This window comes from Chryseobacterium sp. SC28, assembly GCF_003932955.1.
In the GTDB taxonomy this organism is placed as follows: domain Bacteria; phylum Bacteroidota; class Bacteroidia; order Flavobacteriales; family Weeksellaceae; genus Epilithonimonas.
The window spans coordinates 126,367-145,364 of the sequence record NZ_QOVY01000004.1; the positions used below are offsets into that span (position 1 = coordinate 126,367).

At 40.4% G+C, this 18,998-nt stretch carries 16 protein-coding genes and 1 tRNA gene; 10 read left to right on the forward strand and 7 right to left on the reverse strand.

Annotated elements, in window-relative coordinates; translation table 11 throughout:
• Positions 1–37 precede the first annotated feature (37 nt).
• Together DTW91_RS04165 and clpB are read right to left on the reverse strand one after the other, a co-directional pair.
• The gene (locus DTW91_RS04165) at positions 38–3,016 is read right to left on the reverse strand and encodes a SusC/RagA family TonB-linked outer membrane protein (RefSeq protein WP_125202157.1); all 2,979 of its coding nucleotides are present in this window, start codon (positions 3,014–3,016) and stop codon (positions 38–40) included.
• Between the two features lie 524 nt (positions 3,017–3,540).
• Entirely contained in the window at positions 3,541–6,132 is a 2,592-nt protein-coding gene (gene clpB, locus DTW91_RS04170; protein ID WP_125202158.1) for an ATP-dependent chaperone ClpB, read from the reverse strand.
• A 360-nt stretch (positions 6,133–6,492) separates the two neighbouring features.
• Between clpB and DTW91_RS04175 the strand changes: the two genes are divergently transcribed.
• Both DTW91_RS04175 and DTW91_RS04180 read left to right on the forward strand, forming a co-directional pair.
• Positions 6,493–7,290, forward strand: a complete 798-nt coding sequence (locus tag DTW91_RS04175) for an enoyl-CoA hydratase/isomerase family protein (protein ID WP_125202159.1) — start codon at positions 6,493–6,495, stop codon at positions 7,288–7,290.
• Positions 7,291–7,361: 71 nt separating this feature from the next.
• Complete coding sequence (locus DTW91_RS04180; RefSeq protein ID WP_125202160.1) at positions 7,362–7,775, forward strand: PaaI family thioesterase; 414 nt, start codon at positions 7,362–7,364, stop codon at positions 7,773–7,775.
• A 7-nt stretch (positions 7,776–7,782) separates the two neighbouring features.
• Here DTW91_RS04180 and DTW91_RS12675 read toward each other — a convergent pair whose 3' ends face one another.
• A complete protein-coding gene (locus tag DTW91_RS12675) occupies positions 7,783–7,959 on the reverse strand; it encodes a hypothetical protein (RefSeq protein ID WP_185144738.1) in 177 nt (58 codons plus the stop codon).
• 91 nt (positions 7,960–8,050) lie between these two features.
• Here DTW91_RS12675 and DTW91_RS04185 point away from each other — a divergent pair, with 91 nt between their 5' ends.
• The 4 genes from DTW91_RS04185 to DTW91_RS04200 all read left to right on the forward strand — a co-directional run bounded on the left by DTW91_RS04185 (position 8,051) and on the right by DTW91_RS04200 (position 10,962).
• Entirely contained in the window at positions 8,051–8,668 is a 618-nt protein-coding gene (locus DTW91_RS04185) for a hypothetical protein (protein WP_125202161.1), read from the forward strand.
• Positions 8,669–8,743: 75 nt separating this feature from the next.
• Complete coding sequence (locus DTW91_RS04190) at positions 8,744–9,034, forward strand: winged helix-turn-helix domain-containing protein (protein WP_125202162.1); 291 nt, start codon at positions 8,744–8,746, stop codon at positions 9,032–9,034.
• An 82-nt stretch (positions 9,035–9,116) separates the two neighbouring features.
• Complete coding sequence (locus DTW91_RS04195) at positions 9,117–10,502, forward strand: DUF4173 domain-containing protein (protein WP_125202163.1); 1,386 nt, start codon at positions 9,117–9,119, stop codon at positions 10,500–10,502.
• The gene (locus tag DTW91_RS04200) at positions 10,465–10,962 is read left to right on the forward strand and encodes a hypothetical protein (protein WP_125202164.1); all 498 of its coding nucleotides are present in this window, start codon (positions 10,465–10,467) and stop codon (positions 10,960–10,962) included. Before DTW91_RS04195 ends, DTW91_RS04200 begins: the two co-directional genes overlap by 38 nt.
• A 28-nt stretch (positions 10,963–10,990) precedes the next feature.
• Here DTW91_RS04200 and aroQ read toward each other — a convergent pair whose 3' ends face one another.
• The 4 genes from aroQ to DTW91_RS04220 all read right to left on the reverse strand — a co-directional run bounded on the left by aroQ (position 10,991) and on the right by DTW91_RS04220 (position 14,360).
• Positions 10,991–11,398, reverse strand: coding sequence for a type II 3-dehydroquinate dehydratase (aroQ, locus tag DTW91_RS04205; protein WP_125202165.1), 408 nt, complete (start codon positions 11,396–11,398; stop codon positions 10,991–10,993).
• Positions 11,399–11,458: 60 nt separating this feature from the next.
• Positions 11,459–11,530: transfer RNA gene (locus DTW91_RS04210), tRNA-Glu, on the reverse strand.
• Positions 11,531–11,542: 12 nt separating this feature from the next.
• Entirely contained in the window at positions 11,543–11,797 is a 255-nt protein-coding gene (gene rpsT, locus DTW91_RS04215) for a 30S ribosomal protein S20 (protein WP_125202166.1), read from the reverse strand.
• 190 nt (positions 11,798–11,987) lie between these two features.
• Complete coding sequence (locus DTW91_RS04220) at positions 11,988–14,360, reverse strand: heavy metal translocating P-type ATPase (protein ID WP_125202167.1); 2,373 nt, start codon at positions 14,358–14,360, stop codon at positions 11,988–11,990.
• 94 nt (positions 14,361–14,454) lie between these two features.
• On the opposite strand from DTW91_RS04220, the gene DTW91_RS04225 reads away from it, so the two are divergent.
• The 4 genes from DTW91_RS04225 (at position 14,455) to DTW91_RS04240 (ending at position 18,998) form a co-directional block, all read left to right on the forward strand.
• Positions 14,455–15,168 (forward strand): Crp/Fnr family transcriptional regulator, encoded by a 714-nt coding sequence (locus DTW91_RS04225; protein ID WP_125202168.1) that lies wholly within the window; start codon positions 14,455–14,457, stop codon positions 15,166–15,168.
• Between the two features lie 118 nt (positions 15,169–15,286).
• On the forward strand, positions 15,287–16,102 hold the full coding sequence (gene panB / locus DTW91_RS04230) for a 3-methyl-2-oxobutanoate hydroxymethyltransferase (protein ID WP_125202169.1): 816 nt from the start codon (positions 15,287–15,289) through the stop codon (positions 16,100–16,102).
• Between the two features lie 217 nt (positions 16,103–16,319).
• Positions 16,320–16,979 (forward strand): succinate dehydrogenase cytochrome b subunit, encoded by a 660-nt coding sequence (locus DTW91_RS04235; protein ID WP_125202170.1) that lies wholly within the window; start codon positions 16,320–16,322, stop codon positions 16,977–16,979.
• A 9-nt stretch (positions 16,980–16,988) separates the two neighbouring features.
• Entirely contained in the window at positions 16,989–18,998 is a 2,010-nt protein-coding gene (locus DTW91_RS04240) for a fumarate reductase/succinate dehydrogenase flavoprotein subunit (RefSeq protein ID WP_410493721.1), read from the forward strand.

Sequence of the window (18,998 nt, forward strand, 5' to 3'; positions counted from 1 at the left end):
TTAAAATTGTTAAAAATTTATTTTTCATAATCACATTTTAGAATTTAGCATTTAATTGAATTCCTACAGTTCGGGCAGTAGGAAGTTGCCCCATTTCTATTCCTGGAGTAATAGAAGCATCATTGAGTGTGGCAGCCTCCGGATCAAATAGCGGAAAATCAGTCCACATCCATAGATTCCTACCAAATAATGCAATACTTAGATCAGTCATCTTGAGAGCTTGAACCATAGGTTTGGGGAAGTAATAAGTGATGTTGGCTTCTCTTAACTTGATGTAGGAAGCGTCGAAAGAATTGGTTTCCACATTGGCTCTTCTGTAATAGTCACCGTAATAAGATGTCAGTGAAACGGGTTTGGTATTAGGCGAAAAACTACCGTCGGCGTTTTGAACTACACCCTGACCGATAATCGTTCCATTAGGATCATCTCTTCCCATCAAAGTGTGGGTCAGTTTTCCTTGTTCGGACATTTTGTGATGAGATTGAGAATACGCCGTTCCTCCGTATTGTCCATCAATTGAGAAACTTACAGAGAAATTCTTGTATTTAAAAGTATTTTGCAATCCTGCTCTCCATTTAGCATAGGCGTTTCCTATGTATTCGATTTCAGTGGATTTTGCCGTGAGACCATCAGAACCATAAATTACTTGACCGTCGGGTGCATATTGCAATTTATAACCATACATATCTCCTAATGAACCTCCAACCACAGCATTAAAGAAGACCACACCACCGACGCTGGCCATGGTGTAAGGTTCTCCCATAAACTCCGCAGGAAGGGATAAGATCTTATTTTTGTTCAGAGACCAATTGGCCGATAGGTTCCAAGAGAAATTTGGGTTCTTAATCGGAAAAGCATTTAGCGTCATTTCTATGCCTCTGTTTCTTACTTCTCCTGCATTTATGGTTCGGGTGCTATAACCAGTTTCAATGAGTGATGGCACATCAATAATCTGATCTTTGGTGTTGTTTTGATAAACCGTTACATTGTACGTTAATCTGTTTTTAAAGAACGCAAAATCCATCCCGGCTTCGATATTAGAATTCATTTCGGGTTTTAGATTAGGATTTTGATAGTTGGAAAAAATTTCGGCAGAACCAGTAAAATTGCTGGCATTGTAGAACTGAACTAAGCTGTAAGGATCTGTGTCATTTCCCACTTGGGACCAAGATGCTCTGAGTTTCCAAAAATTAAATTTATTTGATTCAATTTTCAAAATATCCGAAAGGATTACTGAGGTAGAGACCGATGGGTAAAAATAAGATCGGTTTTCCTCTGGGAGTGTGCTGCTCCAATCATTTCGTGCAGTGACATCTACAAACCAAAGATTATCATAACTAAATGTGGCCAAACCATAGAGACTGTTGGTTTCTTTATCTTTTGGTTGTGCAATTCTGGAATTTAATGAGATGGCATTGGTCAACTGATATAGATCCGGCACTTTGAGACCTGTTGCTATGTAATCGTTCAAAATATATTCATTAGCTCTAATATTTCCACCGGCAGAAGCACTTATATTAAATTTTCCATAATTATTTTTAAAGGTAAAAAGTAAATCAGTATTGAATTCTGTGTTTTTAATGTATTGTTCGCGGTAATAGCCTTGCAAATAGTTAGCTGAGCTGTAGGGTCTCTTAGTTGTTCGTTCTTCATTGGTAATTTCGATCCCGGATCTAAGCATTATCTCGAACTTTCTATTAAAATTGTATGTTGCAGTAATATTTCCTGTCAGGAATTTCTTATCTAATCCATTCAGCATTTCATAGGCAATAAGATAGGGATTATCAATATACGAACTGAAAGGATGTATCTGGTCAATTTTGTACTTATCTTTCTTCCAAATAGGCTTGTACCATGCCAAATCCACGTTTGGATTCTGAAAAATCATAAAATAGGATATCGATTGGTTATTGTAACCTGTGGCGGGCAAATTATCACTCTTGGTGTAATTGTACGCAAACTTGGCAAGAACGCGAAGTCTAGAACTCAGTTTGTGGTCAAAGGATAATGCATAATTAAATCTGTCAAATCCAGTGTTCGGCATCATCCAATTATTTTTAACATACGACAAAGAACTTCGAAAAGCCGTTTTTTCGGTGGAACTTTCTATGCCCAAAGTGTTAGAATAAGTGCTGCCTACTTCCCAAAAATCTTTGATATTGTTTTTATAAGGTCGCCACAATTGCCTAGTTAGACTTTGCCCCTCCACAGTCGGATCATATTGAAAAAAATACTGCCCATTAAACTTAGGTCCAAATGCACTACTCGTGCTACCCGTGTTGACGCCGTCTGGTGACGCCCCATAAGAATAATAAAATTGTCCTGCCGAATTTTTCGCTAAGGTTCCTTGTCCGTATTCGTACTGCCAATCTGGCCATTTCAAAACTGTGTCGAAACTTGTAGAAGAGTTAAACGTTACGCCCACTTTCCCGGTCTTTGATTTCCCGGATTTTGTAGTAATCATAATCGCCCCGTTGGCGCCTCGGGAACCATATAATGCAGAAGCACTGGCACCTTTCAAAACCGTGACAGATTCTATATCATCTGGATTAATACTATTAAAATTATTGCCGAAATCTACCGGCAAATCACCTCCCGTCCCAGCACCATATGCCGCATTTCCAGTTCCGGTATTGGTTCCCCCCAATGGAACGCCGTCTACTACAATAAGAGCTGCGTTATTATCCAAATTCATCGAGATACTACCTCTTAAAGTTATTTTAGCACTTGCGAGCGGACCGGCGCCGGCTGTTTGAATCTTTAAGCCTGCCACTTTTCCTTCCAAAGCCTGAGCCCAATTGTTGTTCTGCGTCTTTTGAAACTCATCCGAGCCCACTTTCTCTGCAACATATCCCAAAGATTTATCTTGTCTCTTGATTCCCAATGCAGTGACCACCACTTCATCTATACTCTTGACAGTATCTTTTTTTATCTGTTTGGTTTGAGCTTGCAGCGGCACCCCAACCGCAAATCCAAGAGCTATTAAATAGATAATCGAATGTGTTCTTTTTTGCATATTTTATTTTTTTCAAAAATAGCCTCATTGTTTTCTTAAGAATTTTAACAAACTATTAACATTTTTTCAATTGTCTAACAATTAAAACTTAACGGAAAACTAACGAGATATGACGGAAATGTTAATTGCAACCTGCGTTTTTTTAAATTTTAAACGGGAACCCAATAAAAATTGCAGTTGTTCCCTTTTTTTAAATACCCGAAAACGCGTTAATTAAGGATGGCGACAGATAAATCGCATCTCAAAGACTATCATTTCGCCAATCTTTGGCTTTGGGAGATTGACAGATATTTACAATTGATTGCATTGACGGTTGAAAAATTATCTGCGTAACATCCCCTGCAAAAATCATTGATCCGTTACGAATATTTTAACATTGCATTATATCAATCAACCATTCCCGCCTCTTCCATCCCCTACAAAGAAACTTAGCCTCACGGGAGTTATCATTAAAAAACACAAAAACCTCAACCCATAATAATGAGCTGAGGTTTTGGTATGATGTGGTATTTTAAAGATAATTTTTATTCCACAGGCCGAAAAACCAAACCGGTTTCTTCAAAATAATCTAAGGTAATTCTATCCCCATCGTTTACTTTTCCGGCCAAAATTTCTTTTGATAATTGATTCAAAACTTCCTGTTGAAGCACTCTTTTCAAAGGTCGGGCGCCGTAAGTCGGGTCATAGCCTTTGTCGCTCAGATATTTTATGGCGTCTTCTGTGGCTGTGAGAATGATGTTTCGTTTTTCGAGCAAATGATTGAAACTTCTCAATTGGAAATTCACAATTTTGCTAATCTGAGATTTACTCAATGGTTGGAACAAAACGACCTCGTCTATTCTGTTCAAAAACTCTGGCCTCAAGGACTGTCTTAATAATCCGAAAACTTCTTCTTTTGTCTTTTCTACAATTTCATCTACATTGTAATCATTGATGTTTTCAAAGTTTTCTTGGATAATGTGTGAACCGAGATTGGAAGTCATAATGATAATCGTATTCTTGAAATTTACCACTCTGCCTTTGTTATCCGTCAATCTTCCATCATCCAAAACTTGCAGAAGTGTATTGAAAACATCTGGATGCGCTTTTTCGATTTCGTCCAAAAGCACCACGGAATAAGGTCTTCTTCTCACGGCTTCGGTCAATTGTCCACCTTCATCATAGCCCACATATCCTGGAGGCGCGCCCACCAATCGAGAAACGGAGTGTCTTTCTTGGTATTCGCTCATATCAATTCTCGTCATATTGTTTTCATCATCGAACAAAAATTCGGCTAAGGCTTTTGCCAACTCTGTTTTACCCACGCCGGTTGTTCCCAAAAACAGAAAACTTCCAATAGGTTTTTTCTCGTCGCTCAGGCCCGCTCTGTTTCTTCGGATGGCATTGGCAACCGCAGAGATTGCTTCTTCCTGACCCACAATTCTGTGATGAAGCTCAGTTTCCAGATTCAATAATTTTTCTCTTTCAGATTGAAGCAGTTTCGTTACCGGAATGCCTGTCCATTTTGCAATAATTTCAGAAATATTTTCGGCCGTTACTTCTTCTTTGATCAATTCGTTCTGCTTATTTTGCATTTCCAACTCCAGTTTTTTCAGATCCTCTTCTTTCTCACGCAATTTTCCGTACTGTATTTCCGCTACTTTGGCATAATCACCTACTCTGGAAGCTCTTTCTGCTTCTAATTTTAAACTTTCAATTTCTTTTTTAATGGAAGTCAAATCCTCAGATTTTTGTTTTTCGGCCAGCCATTTGGCGTGGATTTCGTTTCTTTGTTCTTGGAGTTTGGCAATATCTTCTTTGAGATGGTCTATTTTTATCTGATTTCCTTCCCGAGAAATCGCTGCCAATTCTATTTCCAACTGCATCAGTCTTCTGTCGAGAACGTCCAGCTCTTCAGGTTTTGAATTGATTTCCATTCTCAATTTTGCCGAAGCCTCATCAATCAAATCAATGGCTTTGTCTGGCAAAAATCGGTCTGAAATATACCTTTGAGACATTTCTACCGCGGCGATAATCGCCTCGTCTTTGATTCGTACTTTGTGGTGCGCTTCATATTTATCTTTGATTCCCCGCAGAATCGAGATTGCAGATTCGGTGTCGGGTTCTTCCACCATCACTTTTTGGAAACGTCTTTCCAGCGCTTTATCTTTTTCAAAATATTTTTGATATTCATTCAAAGTAGTAGCGCCGATAGCTCTCAATTCTCCTCTTGCCAAGGCAGGTTTCAGGATATTGGCGGCGTCCATCGCACCTTCGCCACCACCGGCTCCCACCAAAGTGTGGATTTCATCGATGAAAAGAATGATTTGTCCGTCTGATTTGATGACTTCGTTCACCACCGATTTCAAACGTTCTTCGAACTCACCTTTGTATTTGGCGCCTGCGATCAATGCGCCCATATCCAGTGCAAACAATGTTTTATCTTGCAAATTTTCCGGAACGTCGCCATTGATAATTCGGTGTGCAATTCCTTCAGCGATCGCGGTTTTACCCACGCCCGGTTCACCAATCAGAATAGGGTTGTTTTTGGTTCTTCTCGATAAAATTTGTAAAACTCTTCGGATTTCTTCATCCCGACCGATGACTGGGTCTAGTTTTCCTTCTGCCGCGAGCTCGTTGAAGTTTTTGGCATATTTATTCAGAGCCTGGTAGGTTTCTTCCGAGCTTGCAGACGTTGCTTTGCTACCTTTTCGGAGTTCTTGGATTGCCATCTCTAGAGATTTTTTGGTAACGCCGAAATCTTTCAAAATTTTAGAAACTTCGGAATTGATTTCTAACAAGGCGAGCCAAAGATGCTCAATAGTCACATATTCGTCACCCATTTTTTTGGCGATGTTGGGCGCTTCCAGTAGCACTTTGTTGGCAGATTGGGAAAGATAAATTTCGCCGCCCGAAACTTTTGGTAATTTTTCCAAGGCTTCGCGGTTTCTTTCTCTGATAAGACCGAGATCCGCTTCTGATTTTTTCATCAAAAAAGCAGAAATATTTTCATCTATCTGAAGAATTCCTTCCAATAAATGTTGAGGTTCAATGCTTTGATTGCCAAATTCCATCGCGATCTGTTGCGCTTTTTGGATGGCTTCTTGTGATTTTGTGGTATATTGATTTAGATTCATATTAATAAGTTCAGGTTTTTCGATACATTGCAATCAAAATCTGTTCAATTTCAGTAGTTTGAACTATGATTTTTGTTTCAATTTATTTTAAATGGAGACATCTTTCTTGACCTCTTCAGTGATAGTTGGTTCGAAGACCTTATCTCAAAAATTATTCTTTTGATAACTTATTAAAATATTAGGACAAAATTTCCGAATAATTGAATGTTTGTTGTTTTATGAAAGACAAAATTTCCGGAAATAAACTTTTAAATAGAATAATCGATTCACAATCGACGTTGTTTGCTATTTTAAGAATATAATTTTATCCTGCGATTTCATTAAAATATGTTAAATTGCATCAACCAATATGTACGCCAAATGACTTACAAACAAATAGAAATAGATGCCCAATTTGACGGCAAACTCCAAATCATCTATCTCAATCAGCCCGAGAGCTACAACAGTTTGACAAAGGTGATGCTCACAGAATTGCGCGCTGCCGTTCACAAATTTAGCGAAGGTGAAAATGTGCGCTGCGTGGCTCTTGCCGGGAACGGAAAAGCATTTTGCGCCGGTCAAAATTTGAAAGAAGCACTGCATCTGGACGATCCGGAAGATCGCGCTATTCAGCGTTTTGTGATCGAATATTACAATCCTCTGGTTCTGGAAATCGTGAAGTGCAAAAAACCCGTGATTGCTTTGGTAAACGGCGCTGCCGTAGGCGCAGGCGCTATGCTGGCGAGCATTTGCGATTTCACTTTGGCGGTAGAAAGCGCTTATTTTTCTTTCGCATTTGCAAACATCGGTTTGATTCCCGATACCGCCGGAACTTATTATTTGCCGAAATTGGTTGGCCGGCAATTGGCTCATTATCTGGCTTTCACAGGCAAAAAAGTTCCTGCAGCAGAGGCTAAGAAAATGGGATTGGTGGCCGACGTTTTCCCGGATTCCGAATTCGTAGAACGCTCGATGGAAGTTCTTTCGCAGCTCGCGCATTCTGCAACCACAGCCCTGTATCTCACCAAAAAAGCCTTCAACAAATCCTATGATTTCACGCTCAAAGAGCAGTTGGATTACGAGTCCATCATTCAGCAAGATGCCGCCGAAACCGCCGATTTCCGAGAAGGTGTGGCTGCATTTATCGAGAAGCGCTTACCAATCTACAAAGGGAAATAGATATTATTACAAGCAGCAAATGCTATTGCAGTAGTTCAGACTTTGCAGATTATACTTTATAAAATTTAAAAATGACTCCGAAAGAAACCGCCGAATATCTTTTGTCGAAAGACTTATTTTCGCAATGGCTCTCCATCGAACTCCTAGATATCAAGGAAAATTACTGCCTCATCCAGATGCCTGTGAAGCCCGAAATGATCAATGGATTGGGAACCGTACACGGCGGCGTCACCTTCGCGTTTGCAGATTCTGCGCTGGCATTTTCGTCCAACAACACGGGCGAAGCCGCGGTAGCACTCAATTGCTACATCAATTTTACAAAAGCCGCCCGAAATGGAGATGTATTGATTGCCGAAAGTATTTTGCTCTCGGACACCAGAAAAACGGCAGTCTACGATATCAGCATCAAAAATCAGGATGCTGCGCTGATCGCCGGTTTCCGAGGAACCGTTTATAAAATTGGCAAGGAAGTGACCGAATTGTAGAATGATCTTAAAACAAAACCACTCGGCCGGTTTTCAATTTTATTTTGGAGCTATTTCCCGCTTTCCGTTGCAATCTTTTTCTTTTTCCAAAAAAAAGAAAAAGGATTTCCACTGCAATCGGGGCTAAGGGTTTCGTCATCCCATTTTTGTTTTTCCCAAAGTTTTTCGCTGACAATGAGTTCATTAGATTCGGTAATTGAATAATTTCAAAAAAACTTCAAAATAATTTTGTGGTCTAAAAATAACTTATAACTTTGCAATTCAAAGTTCTTTTTATGGAATCAAAAAATTATCAGGAGGAGTTGGCGCACATCCGCCGGCTGATGGAGCGCAGCTCGATATTTATTTCGTTGAGCGGTCTTTCCGGCGTGGTAGCAGGAATTGTCGCCTTGCTGGGTTCCGCCTATGTTTATTTCGTTTTCCAAAGAGAAGGTCTCGATTATTTGAATGTCGCACGAAATATTTATGAACCCGAGTTGGCTCAGGAATTATTTTTTGTTGCCTTGTTAGTTTTGATTTTCGCCATTGCGGGCGGATATTTTTTCACGGCAAGGAAAAGCAAACAGGAAAACTTGAAAATCTGGGACTCGGTCACGAAAAGATTTCTGTTCAGTTTCGCCGTTCCATTAGTGGCTGGTGGTTTGTTTTGTCTGGCGCTTTGGTTTCATCAGAATTTCAGTTTAATCCCGCCCGTGATGCTCATTTTCTACGGCTTGGCCTTGATCAATGCAGAAAGATATACCCTGAGTGACATCAAATATCTGGGTATTTGCGAAGTGATTCTGGGAATCATCTGTTTATTCTTCCTCGGTTGGGGATTGATATTTTGGACGATCGGCTTCGGATTTCTTCATATTTTCTACGGGATTTGGATGTATCGAAAGTATGATTAATTAATCGAAGAAATCAAAATAGTCAACCCGAAAATTGACCAAACGATAACTGCATCAATTATCAAAACAAAAAATATGTTAGACATCAATCAACTCAACAAAGAATTCGAAAGCCGTGTAAGATTGGGCATTATGTCCGTTCTTATGGTCAACGATTGGGTTGATTTTACCGAAATGAAAAACCTGCTGAGCGCTACCGACGGCAACTTGGCAAGTCATAGCGCTGCTTTGGAAAAGGCAGGATACATCGAAATAAAAAAGGAATTCGTGGGGAAAAAACCCAAGACTTCCTACCGCGTGACAAAAAAGGGACGCGATGCTTTTACAGAACATATCAACAATCTGGAGAAGCTGCTAAAAAGCTAAATTTTTTTAAATAATAACTTTGAAACGCAAAGTACTTTATAAATCACAAACTAAATCTATATCCACTAATTCATTAAAGATTATGAAAAAACAACATCTCATCTTCGTCACAGTTTTGGCATTTGTCATTCTTTTTTACCGAGAATACATTGCCCTCAACCTCGGAATTTTAGGTATTTTTCTGAGTATTTTGACCTATTCACAAACCGATAAAAAATTGCGTGATAGGCCATTTTTGCTACTGTTTGTCACGTCCCTTTTTTCATCATTTGCATTCGCTTGGTTTGGCGATGCCGTGTCTTTTGTCGCAGTTTTCAGTTCTGTTTTTTTATTGAGATTCCGGGGAACTTATCCGGAATTGAAACCGCTTCTATACCTCGAGATCCTCTTAATCAACCTTTTTACGTTTGTCGGAAGTGTTTTCAAAATCGATCAATGGTATGAGGGATCCAAAGAAAAAAAAATTGTCAAAAAACTGCTCACTTTTGTTCTGATCCCGGGATTATTTACCGTAGTTTTCTTTTTTATCTATGCACACGGCAGCGAGCATTTTGCCAATTTATTTAATAATGTTGATTTTCAACCGCTTACTTTCATCGTTATTGCGATTATTGGATTATATTTTGCTTTCATTTTCTGGAATTTCAAAGTACATCAATTCATTTTCCGGCAAAATCAATGCTTGGAAGACGACTTTTCCGGCGAGATCAATCTTACAAAACCGACATTCGGATTTTTGGATGTGGATTCCGAGCGAATGAGCGGTCTGATTACCTTTTCTGCGCTCAATATTTTGCTTTCAATTTTCCTTGTGACTTATAATTACGAACAATTTTTCGAGGTTTCGAAATCGGCAAGCAGCCTGAGCGCGGAAACCCACGAGCGCGTAAACGCCGTGATAGTCTCCATCGCGATGGCCATTCTCGTGATTCTTTTTTATTTCAAAAATAGATTTAATTTCGATCGCCAAGCAAAAACTTTGAAAGTCTCTGTCCAGATTTGGATGATTCTCAATGCACTTTTGCTCGTGTCTGCCAGTCTCAAAAATTCTGAATATATTATTAATTTTGGTCTTACTTACAAGCGTTTGGGTGTTTACGCATTTCTTGCAATGGCTCTGATAGGTTTGATTTTTACCTTCATCAAAATTCAGAAAAGAAAGACCAATGCCTTCCTGTTCAACAAAATGTTTTGGGCGGCGTATGGCTTGATTTTGGTTTGCAGTTATATCAATTGGGGCGAAATCATCACGCAAAACAACATCGAAAGAAAGGATTTTGACCTAAATTTTCATCGGAACTGCATCAATTATAACGAGAAAGTTTTGCTGGATTATGCCGGGAAAACCGATAATTTAGCGATGAAAAAACAGATTTCGCAAAGAATTGAATCTTATCAGAAGGAAAGCTTCCTCTCCAAAATTTTATATTATGAAAGCATTAATATCGACAAAACAGACCTTAAATAATCTGAAATATCTGTCATTAATTCCAATATTTTTAGTCGCTTGCAAAAAAGAACCGGAAGTAAAAGATGCAAAAGTGGATACCGTGGCAATGGTAGAAAAGCCAGTTGATTCTCTCTCAGCAATTGTGAAAACGGAAAAAGAATCCAATCAGAATATCATTACCGTCGATGCTTCGCAAATGCCCATCCGGCTGAATCTCGAAATCAAAAATCTGGATGAACAAGTAATTTTAAAATTAAAAAACTTCAATCAGCCGAAGCTCAGAGGCTATCTTAAAACGGAAAAACCGATGAATATAAGATTCAACCAAATCCGGATGCCAGACAATACTTTTGACGGGCCATTTGGGCAAACCATTGAATATGACACGAAGCAGAAAGGCGAATATTGGTTGATTCTTGCCAAGAATAATATGGCAGATGGCGAGCCGGTCGGGAAATTCTTTATAAAAATTGAATAGCCTATCAGATCTCGATGTGAGATCTTTTTTATTTCAAGCTTTGAATCGCCAGCCGATAGCCTTTCATCCCAAATCCTGAAATGACGGCGTCGCAATTTTCTGCGGTCACCGATTTTTTGCGAAATTCTTCCCGTTTATAAATATTGCTGATGTGAACTTCCACTTTAGGCTTCTTGATGTTCTTGAGACAGTCCGAAATGGCGTAGGAATAATGTGTGAAAGCACCGGGATTGATGACCACCGCGTCGAAATCGTCTTCCTGCAAGCGGTTGATGAGCTCGCCTTCTACATTGGATTGATAATATAAAAGATCATCTTCGGCGAATTCTTTTTTCAATTCCGACAGACAATCTTCCATAGAAACCGAGCCATAGACTTCTGGTTCGCGGGTGCCGAGCAAGTTGAGGTTGGGACCGTTGACGATCAGGATTTTCATAAGATTTTGATAATTTGTGTAAAAGTAAAAAATCCTTAGAAATTCTAAGGATTTTTTTTGTAGCCCGTAGGGGAGTCGAACCCCTCTTACCAGGATGAAAACCTGAGGTCCTAACCGATAGACGAACGGGCCCGGACTTTATGATTAAGCTAAGCTGTTGACGTGTTTGGTCAATTTGCTTTTTAGATTGGCAGCTTTGTTCTTATGAATGATATTTTTCTTGGCCAGTTTGTCCAGTAAAGAGATTACTCTTGGCAATTGCTCTACTGCTACTGCTTTGTTTTCCTCTGTTCTCAGAGATTTCAAAGCGGTTCTTGCGGTCTTGTGAGCGTATCTGTTGCGAAGCCTTTTTGCTTCGTTTTGTCTGATTCTTTTAAGTGAGGATTTATGATTTGCCATAACGTTCAAATGTGGGTGCAAAGATAAAAACTAAATTTTAATTTGCAAACTTTTTATAAAAAAATAAAATATTTTGTAGCGCTGCACGACCATCGTATTGGAACCAGCAGCTACCCTTGGCAGACTTTTCTTCTATCAAACTGATTTACCTTCATAGCTTGGGCGATATTTTTATGTACTGTTTGCTACACTAAATTTTAAAATATTTGGTACTTCTCCACCACGTGGAAATGGTTGTAAACGTGACAACAGTGACAGAACTCAGCGGCATAAAAATAGCCGCAAAAAGAGGATGCATAAGCCCTGAAAATGCAAATCCTATCCCGATGACATTATAGCACAAGCTAATAAGAAAGGTAAGTTTTACAATCGTCATAGCATCTTTCGACAAGGCCAGAAATTTATCCAGTTCCGGGATTTTTTCGCCATTCATAATGACGTCGGATGCCGGGGTAAAGGAGTTGCTGTCGTCGGAGATGGCAATCCCGACATTGCTTTGTTTCAGCGCGCCGGCATCATTCAACCCGTCGCCAAGCATAGCTACTTTGAGGCCCTGATCTTGAAGTTCTTTGATGAAATCGAGTTTATTTTCGGGATTCTGATTGAATTTCATCTCCGAAACATTGGGAATGAGTTTTTCAAGAATTGGTTTTTCCGAAGGATTGTCGCCGCTGAGAATATAAACCGTGTAGTTTTTTAGTTTTCTGAACAGTTCGGAAAGACCACTGCGGTATTCGTTTTTAAAAGTAAATTTCCCGAGGAAAGCGCCTTCTTTTTTGATATAAACAGCCGTTTCCAGATCCTGCGATTGTTCTCCCACGAAGTTTGCCGAACCTATTTTATAAGTGGTTCCGCGTACTTTTCCGGAGTAACCCTTGCCGGAGATTTCTTCAAAATCATCTACCTCAAAATAGTCGTCATTCACTTCCAAATGATTATAAAGCGACTTAGAAAGCGGATGATTGGAGTTTTTAAGAAGCGATTTTATATTTTTCAAATCAAAATCCGAGATATCCGTTCCGCAATACACGATGTTTGACTTCTTGTTGTCCGTAATTGTTCCTGTTTTGTCAAAGACCAGCGTATCTATTTTGGCGAGTCTTTCGATGGTCAAGGTATCTTTGACATAGAAATGATTGCGACCCAAGATTCTCATCACATGCCCGAAAGTAAACGGTGCCGACAAAGCAAGGGCGCACGGGCAGGCCACAATCAAAATGGCCGAGACCACTTGGAACATTTTGTCGGTATCGATTCTTGCCCAATATAACCCCGCCAGAAGCGTAATTCCTAAAATGATGAAGGTAAAATATTTACTGATTTTATTGGTCAAAGTATCCAGTCCGGTTTCAAATTTTTTGAAAGCCTCCTTATTCCACAGTTGCGTCAGATAGCTTTGATCCACATTTTTGATCACCTCCAGCTCAAGAACAGAACCCGATTGCCTGCCACCGGCAAAAATCTTGTCGCCTGGTTTTTTGGATACGTGCGCCGATTCTCCTGTGATAAAGCTGTTATCGATGTTGCCTTCGCCTTTAATCAAAATAGAATCTACCGGAATGATCTCCTGATTCCTGACCATAATCCGATCGCCAACCGCCAGTTCCGAAAGCAAAATATTCTCCTGCTTGCCATCAAAATCTATTTTTGTGACGGCAATGGGATAGAAGGATTTGTAATCTCGGTCGTAGGATAGGGCGTTATAGGTTCTTTTCTGAAACATCTTACCCAGCAGCATAAAAAAAACCAAGCCGCAAAGCGTGTCGAAATAGCCGGGACCATAATCTGTGACGACTTCGTAGATGCTTCGGAAATATAGCACGAAGATTCCCAAAACAATGGGTACATCGATGTTGACAATTTTATTTTTCAATCCGTACCACGCCGATTTATAATAATCTGAGGCACAATAGAATACGACCGGAGTGGCCAGCAAAAACATAATGAATCTGAACAAATTCTTGTACGATTGTAGCCAGAAGTCGTTTCCGGAAACATACTCGGGAAAGCTGAAAAACATCCCGTTCCCAAATGCAAAACCTGCAATGGCTATCTTGATGAGCAGCGTCTTGTCCAGCGTATCGTGCTTTTTTTCGGCGGTTTCTAGATTGATGACGGGTTTGTAGCCCAGATTGGTGAGGAATTTCGCCAATTCGCTCAGCTTTAGTTCCTCTTCTTTGTAAGAAATCTGAACCGTTTTTCTTGTAAAATTGACCTGAGAATAATTGATGCTCTTATTGATGGTATGAAGACTTTCGAGAAGCCAAATACACGAAGAACAATGGATAACAGGGATCTTGAAAGTCACCAGCGTGGTGCCGCCTTCGGAAAAATCGACGACTTTGGAAGAGACTTCCGGCGTGTCGAGATAATCGAATTGAGAATTATTCTCCGTATTGGGTTTGATACCCGAGCGTTGGTTGATATTGTAAAAATTATCGAGATTATGAACGTTCAGGATCTCATAAACCGCCTGGCATCCGCTGCAGCAAAATAATTTTTCATCAAAAAGAATGCGCTCCTTGTCGATGTTTTGCCCGCAGTGAAAACATTGTTCGGCCATTAAATTACTCAACTGTTTGGGAGGGCAAAATTACGTCAATTTTTTTGGTATATAGTGTTTAAAAGTCTTATTTTTGCTGACAAATATCATAAGCATGTCTCTTGAACAACAATTGATTATAGAAAAAAATTTCACCAAAGCTTTCAATAAAGAATCCTTACGCCAAAGTCTCAGTTCGGAAGATTTTAAAATGTACGAAAAAACACTCAAAGTTTTGGAATTCGCAAAAGGCGACGTTATTTTTGAAGACGGAGAATTTCCCAAAGGTGTATATTTCATTGAAAAAGGAACTGCAAAACTATTCAAGTCAGGCGTTTACGGCAAAGATCAAATCTTGAGATTCTGCAAAGAAAACGATTTACTCGGCTATCGTTCCCTACTCTGCGGAGAGAATTTCCAGGCCAATGCAGAAGCGATGACTCCTATGAAAATTCAGTTTTTACCCTCAGATGTTTTCTTGAGGCTTTTGGAGGTAGATCCCAAATTGTCTTACGCAATGCTTCAGAAAATCGCTTACGAACTCGGCGAATCTGCCAATACAGTTACTATTCTTGCCCAAAAAACGGTGAGAGAAAGACTCGCAGAAATTCTTATTCTATTGGAACAAAAACTGGGAACAGATCCCGAGGGCTTTATCAAAATATCTTTGACCAGAGAAGAAATCGCTAATCTTATTGGCACCGCCACCGAAAGCGCCATCAGGCTGATTTCGGAATTCAAACAAGATAAGCTGATTGCTGTGGAAGGCAGAAATTTCAAAATCCTCAACCGCGACAAATTGATCAAACTTGGTCACGTCGTTATATAAATGAGAGTCGATGAATGATAATTGATGATCAATTCATCGTTTAAGATTTTCATCAATCATTTTCATATTTTTAATCATTTATCACTTATAATTTATAATTTATCATTTATATATAATCATGTCTGTACACTACGAAATAAAAAAAATCACGACGGAAACCTTACGAAATATGAAATTCGATAAGGAAAAAATCACAATGCTCACGGCTTACGATTTTACAACGGCTAAAATGGTGGATGCCGGCGGCGTCGATTCCATTTTGGTTGGCGATTCGGCGGCCAATGTGATGGCTGGTTTTGAAACGACTTTGCCCATTACGCTGGATCAGATGATCTATCATACGCAATGCGTCGTTCGGGGTGTAGAAAGGGCTTTGGTGGTTGCAGATTTGCCATTCGGAACTTATCAAAGCAATCCCGAGAAAGCCTTGGAATCTGCCGTGAGGATGATGAAAGAAGGCGGCGCACATGCGGTGAAAATCGAAGGTGGAAAGGAAATTGAGGAGTCTATTAGGAAAATCGTGAATGCGGGAATCCCCGTGTGCGGACATCTTGGGTTGACGCCTCAGAGCATTTATCAATTTGGAACCTACAAAGTGCGCGCGAAAGAAGATGCCGAAGCCGAAAAACTGATGTCGGATTGCAAACTTTTGGAAGAACTCGGCTGTTTCGCAGTCGTTTTGGAAAAGATTCCGGCAGCCCTTGCAAAGAAAGCTTCGGAAAGTATCTCGATACCCACGATTGGGATCGGTGCCGGGCAGCATTGTGACGGCCAAGTCCTCGTTTATCACGATATGGTGGGGATGAATCAAGGATTCTCTCCCAAATTCCTGAGAAGATATTTGGATCTTTATACAGAAATCACCGGCGCGGTTTCTCGGTATGTAAAAGATGTGAAAAGTGCCGATTTCCCCAATGATCAGGAAAGTTATTAAGCTTAATCGAAAAACCACTGACCGTTTCTGAACCACGGCGGGGCTATTTTTACGATTCCTTTTAAAATCAAATTTTTCAGCTTTAGGAATCCGATTTGGTTTGAAGAAAAAGTGTTATTATTTAGAAAGATTACAAACTGTAATTTTCTGATATTTCTCAAGGTCAATTCGGTCAACTATTTTCTAAATTTGTGAAAATTCAAATAACAACAGAATTATGGCAGGGACTACGTCTTCAATAGGCAGAAAATATGCTATGGCACTTTCAGCAATGTTTTTGCTGATTTTTTTGGTGATTCATTTGTCCACCAATTTGCTCTCAATCTTCAGTGAAGACAATTTCAATTCGGCTTCACATTTTATGGGCTACAATCCGGCGGTTCAGTTTCTGATGCAGCCGATTTTGATCTTTGCGGTCGTCTTCCATTTTGTAATGGGATTTGTCTTAGAAATTAGAAACAACAATGCCAGACCCGTGAAATATGCTATGAATAAAGGTTCTGCCAACTCCACTTGGATGTCTAGAAATATGATTATTTCCGGTGCAGTAGTTTTAGCATTTCTCGCCCTGCATTTTTACGACTTTTGGCTTCCGGAGATTGGCTACAAGTATATTCAGGGAAATAATCCCGACGAATTACGATATTGGGAAGAGATGCATTATAAATTCCACGATATATGGAGAGTTGTCCTATACATCATTGCTTTTATACTTTTGGGTCTGCATTTGGCACACGGGTTTCAGTCGTCTTTCCAGTCTGTTGGTGCAAGACACCCCAAGTACACGCCGTTTATCAAAGCATTTGGAAACTGGTATTCTGTGCTTATTCCGTTAGGATTTATCATCATCGCAATTTATCATTTCGTTACGCAATAAAAATAAATTATGGGTTTAGATTCAAAAATTCCTGCCGGTCCACTCAAGGACAAATGGAAAAATCATAAAGATCACCTCAACTTGGTGGCGCCAAACAACCGCGACAAAATAGATATCATCATAGTAGGAACGGGGTTGGCAGGCGGTTCTGCTGCAGCCACTCTCGCAGAACAAGGTTATAACGTGAAGGCATTCTGCTACCAAGATTCTCCCAGAAGAGCACACTCCATTGCGGCGCAAGGCGGCATCAATGCAGCAAAGAATTATCAGGGCGATGGCGATTCCGTTTACAGACTGTTTTATGATACGATAAAAGGAGGAGACTACCGCGCCAGAGAAGCCAACGTTTATAGATTGGCAGAAGTTTCTTCTAATATCATCGACCAATGTGTGGCGCAAGGCGTACCATTCGGAAGAGAATACGGCGGCCAACTGGATAACCGTTCATTTGGCGGTGTTCAGGTAAAGCGAACGTTTTACGCTAAGGGGCAAACCGGCCAGCAATTGCTGTTAGGCGCCTACTCTGCCATGAGCCGCCAAATCGGCAAAGGCAGAATCAAAATGCACAACCGTCACGAGATGATGGATCTCGTCATCGTCGATGGAAAAGCGCGCGGAATCATTGCCAGAAATCTCGTAACCGGAGAAATCGAAAAACATTCTGCTCACGCAGTGGTCATCGCTTCGGGAGGCTACGGGAATGTCTATTTCCTTTCCACCAACGCTATGGGATCCAACGTTTCTGCCGCGTGGAAGATTCATAAAAAAGGAGCCTATTTCGCAAACCCTTGTTTCGTGCAAATCCACCCAACTTGCATTCCGGTTCACGGCACACAGCAATCTAAATTAACATTGATGTCGGAATCCCTTAGAAACTCGGGAAGAATCTGGGTTCCGAAAAAAATTGAAGATGCCGTGGCCATCAGAGAAGGTCGATTGAAGCCGGAAAATATAAAAGAAGAGGACAGAGACTACTATCTGGAAAGACGATACCCGGCGTTCGGAAACTTAGTCCCGCGTGACGTTGCTTCCAGAGCGGCCAAAGAGCGCTGCGACGCAGGATACGGCATCGAAAATAACGATACGAAAGAAGGTGTTTTCCTGGATTTCTCTACAGAAATCATAAAAAAAGGAAAAGAAGCCGCATTGGAAAAACACATTCACAACCCTACCGATCAGCAGATCTATGATCTTGGGAAAGCTTGGATCGAAGAAAAATACGGAAACTTATTCGTAATGTACGAAAAAATTACCGCTGATGATCCTTATAAAACGCCGATGAAAATTTATCCCGCTGTTCACTACACGATGGGTGGTGTTTGGGTAGATTATAACCTTCAATCCACCATCCCGGGATGTTTCGTCATTGGCGAAGCCAACTTCTCCGATCACGGTGCCAACAGACTTGGGGCTTCTGCTTTAATGCAAGGCTTGGCAGACGGATATTTCGTTTTACCCTACACGATTGCCGACTATTTATCAGAAGATATCAGAACCGGAAAAATCCCTACCGATACTAAGGAATTCAATGAAGCCGAGAAAGAGATTAAAGGCAAGATCAATTTCTTCTTGACCAACAAAGGAACGCACAGTGTCGATCATTTTCATAAACAATTGGGACATATTATGTGGAACAAAGTTGGGATGGGAAGAACGCCGGAAGGCCTGAGAGAAGCCATCAAAGAAATCGAGGAAGTAAGAAATAACTTCTGGAAAGACGTGCGGGTTCCCGGCGAGGCAGACAATATGAACCCCGAATTGGAAAAAGCTTTCCGAGTCGCAGATTTCTTGGAATTAGGACAGCTGATTGCCATCGATGCTTTGGAGAGGAATGAATCCTGCGGCGGCCATTTCCGTGAAGATCACGCAACGCCGGAAGGCGAAGCAGCTCGCGACGATGTGAATTACAAATACGTGGCTGCGTGGGAATACAAAGGGCAAGACATCAACCAGTCGGTGGTACACAAAGAAGATCTTGTGTATGAAAATATTGAACTAAAAGCAAGAAGCTACAAATAA

What these genes read in the sequence shown, in the direction of transcription:
- DTW91_RS04165 (WP_125202157.1), bottom strand. Translation starts at nt 3,016, where the DNA reads ATGCAAAAAAGAACACATTCGATTATCTATTTAATAGCTCTTGGATTT.
- clpB (WP_125202158.1), bottom strand. Translation starts at nt 6,132, where the DNA reads ATGAATCTAAATCAATATACCACAAAATCACAAGAAGCCATCCAAAAA.
- DTW91_RS04175 (WP_125202159.1), top strand. Translation starts at nt 6,493, where the DNA reads ATGACTTACAAACAAATAGAAATAGATGCCCAATTTGACGGCAAACTC.
- DTW91_RS04180 (WP_125202160.1), top strand. Translation starts at nt 7,362, where the DNA reads ATGACTCCGAAAGAAACCGCCGAATATCTTTTGTCGAAAGACTTATTT.
- DTW91_RS12675 (WP_185144738.1), bottom strand. Translation starts at nt 7,959, where the DNA reads ATGAACTCATTGTCAGCGAAAAACTTTGGGAAAAACAAAAATGGGATG.
- DTW91_RS04185 (WP_125202161.1), top strand. Translation starts at nt 8,051, where the DNA reads ATGGAATCAAAAAATTATCAGGAGGAGTTGGCGCACATCCGCCGGCTG.
- DTW91_RS04190 (WP_125202162.1), top strand. Translation starts at nt 8,744, where the DNA reads ATGTTAGACATCAATCAACTCAACAAAGAATTCGAAAGCCGTGTAAGA.
- DTW91_RS04195 (WP_125202163.1), top strand. Translation starts at nt 9,117, where the DNA reads ATGAAAAAACAACATCTCATCTTCGTCACAGTTTTGGCATTTGTCATT.
- DTW91_RS04200 (WP_125202164.1), top strand. Translation starts at nt 10,465, where the DNA reads ATGAAAGCATTAATATCGACAAAACAGACCTTAAATAATCTGAAATAT.
- aroQ (WP_125202165.1), bottom strand. Translation starts at nt 11,398, where the DNA reads ATGAAAATCCTGATCGTCAACGGTCCCAACCTCAACTTGCTCGGCACC.
- rpsT (WP_125202166.1), bottom strand. Translation starts at nt 11,797, where the DNA reads ATGGCAAATCATAAATCCTCACTTAAAAGAATCAGACAAAACGAAGCA.
- DTW91_RS04220 (WP_125202167.1), bottom strand. Translation starts at nt 14,360, where the DNA reads ATGGCCGAACAATGTTTTCACTGCGGGCAAAACATCGACAAGGAGCGC.
- DTW91_RS04225 (WP_125202168.1), top strand. Translation starts at nt 14,455, where the DNA reads ATGTCTCTTGAACAACAATTGATTATAGAAAAAAATTTCACCAAAGCT.
- panB (WP_125202169.1), top strand. Translation starts at nt 15,287, where the DNA reads ATGTCTGTACACTACGAAATAAAAAAAATCACGACGGAAACCTTACGA.
- DTW91_RS04235 (WP_125202170.1), top strand. Translation starts at nt 16,320, where the DNA reads ATGGCAGGGACTACGTCTTCAATAGGCAGAAAATATGCTATGGCACTT.
- DTW91_RS04240 (WP_410493721.1), top strand. Translation starts at nt 16,989, where the DNA reads ATGGGTTTAGATTCAAAAATTCCTGCCGGTCCACTCAAGGACAAATGG.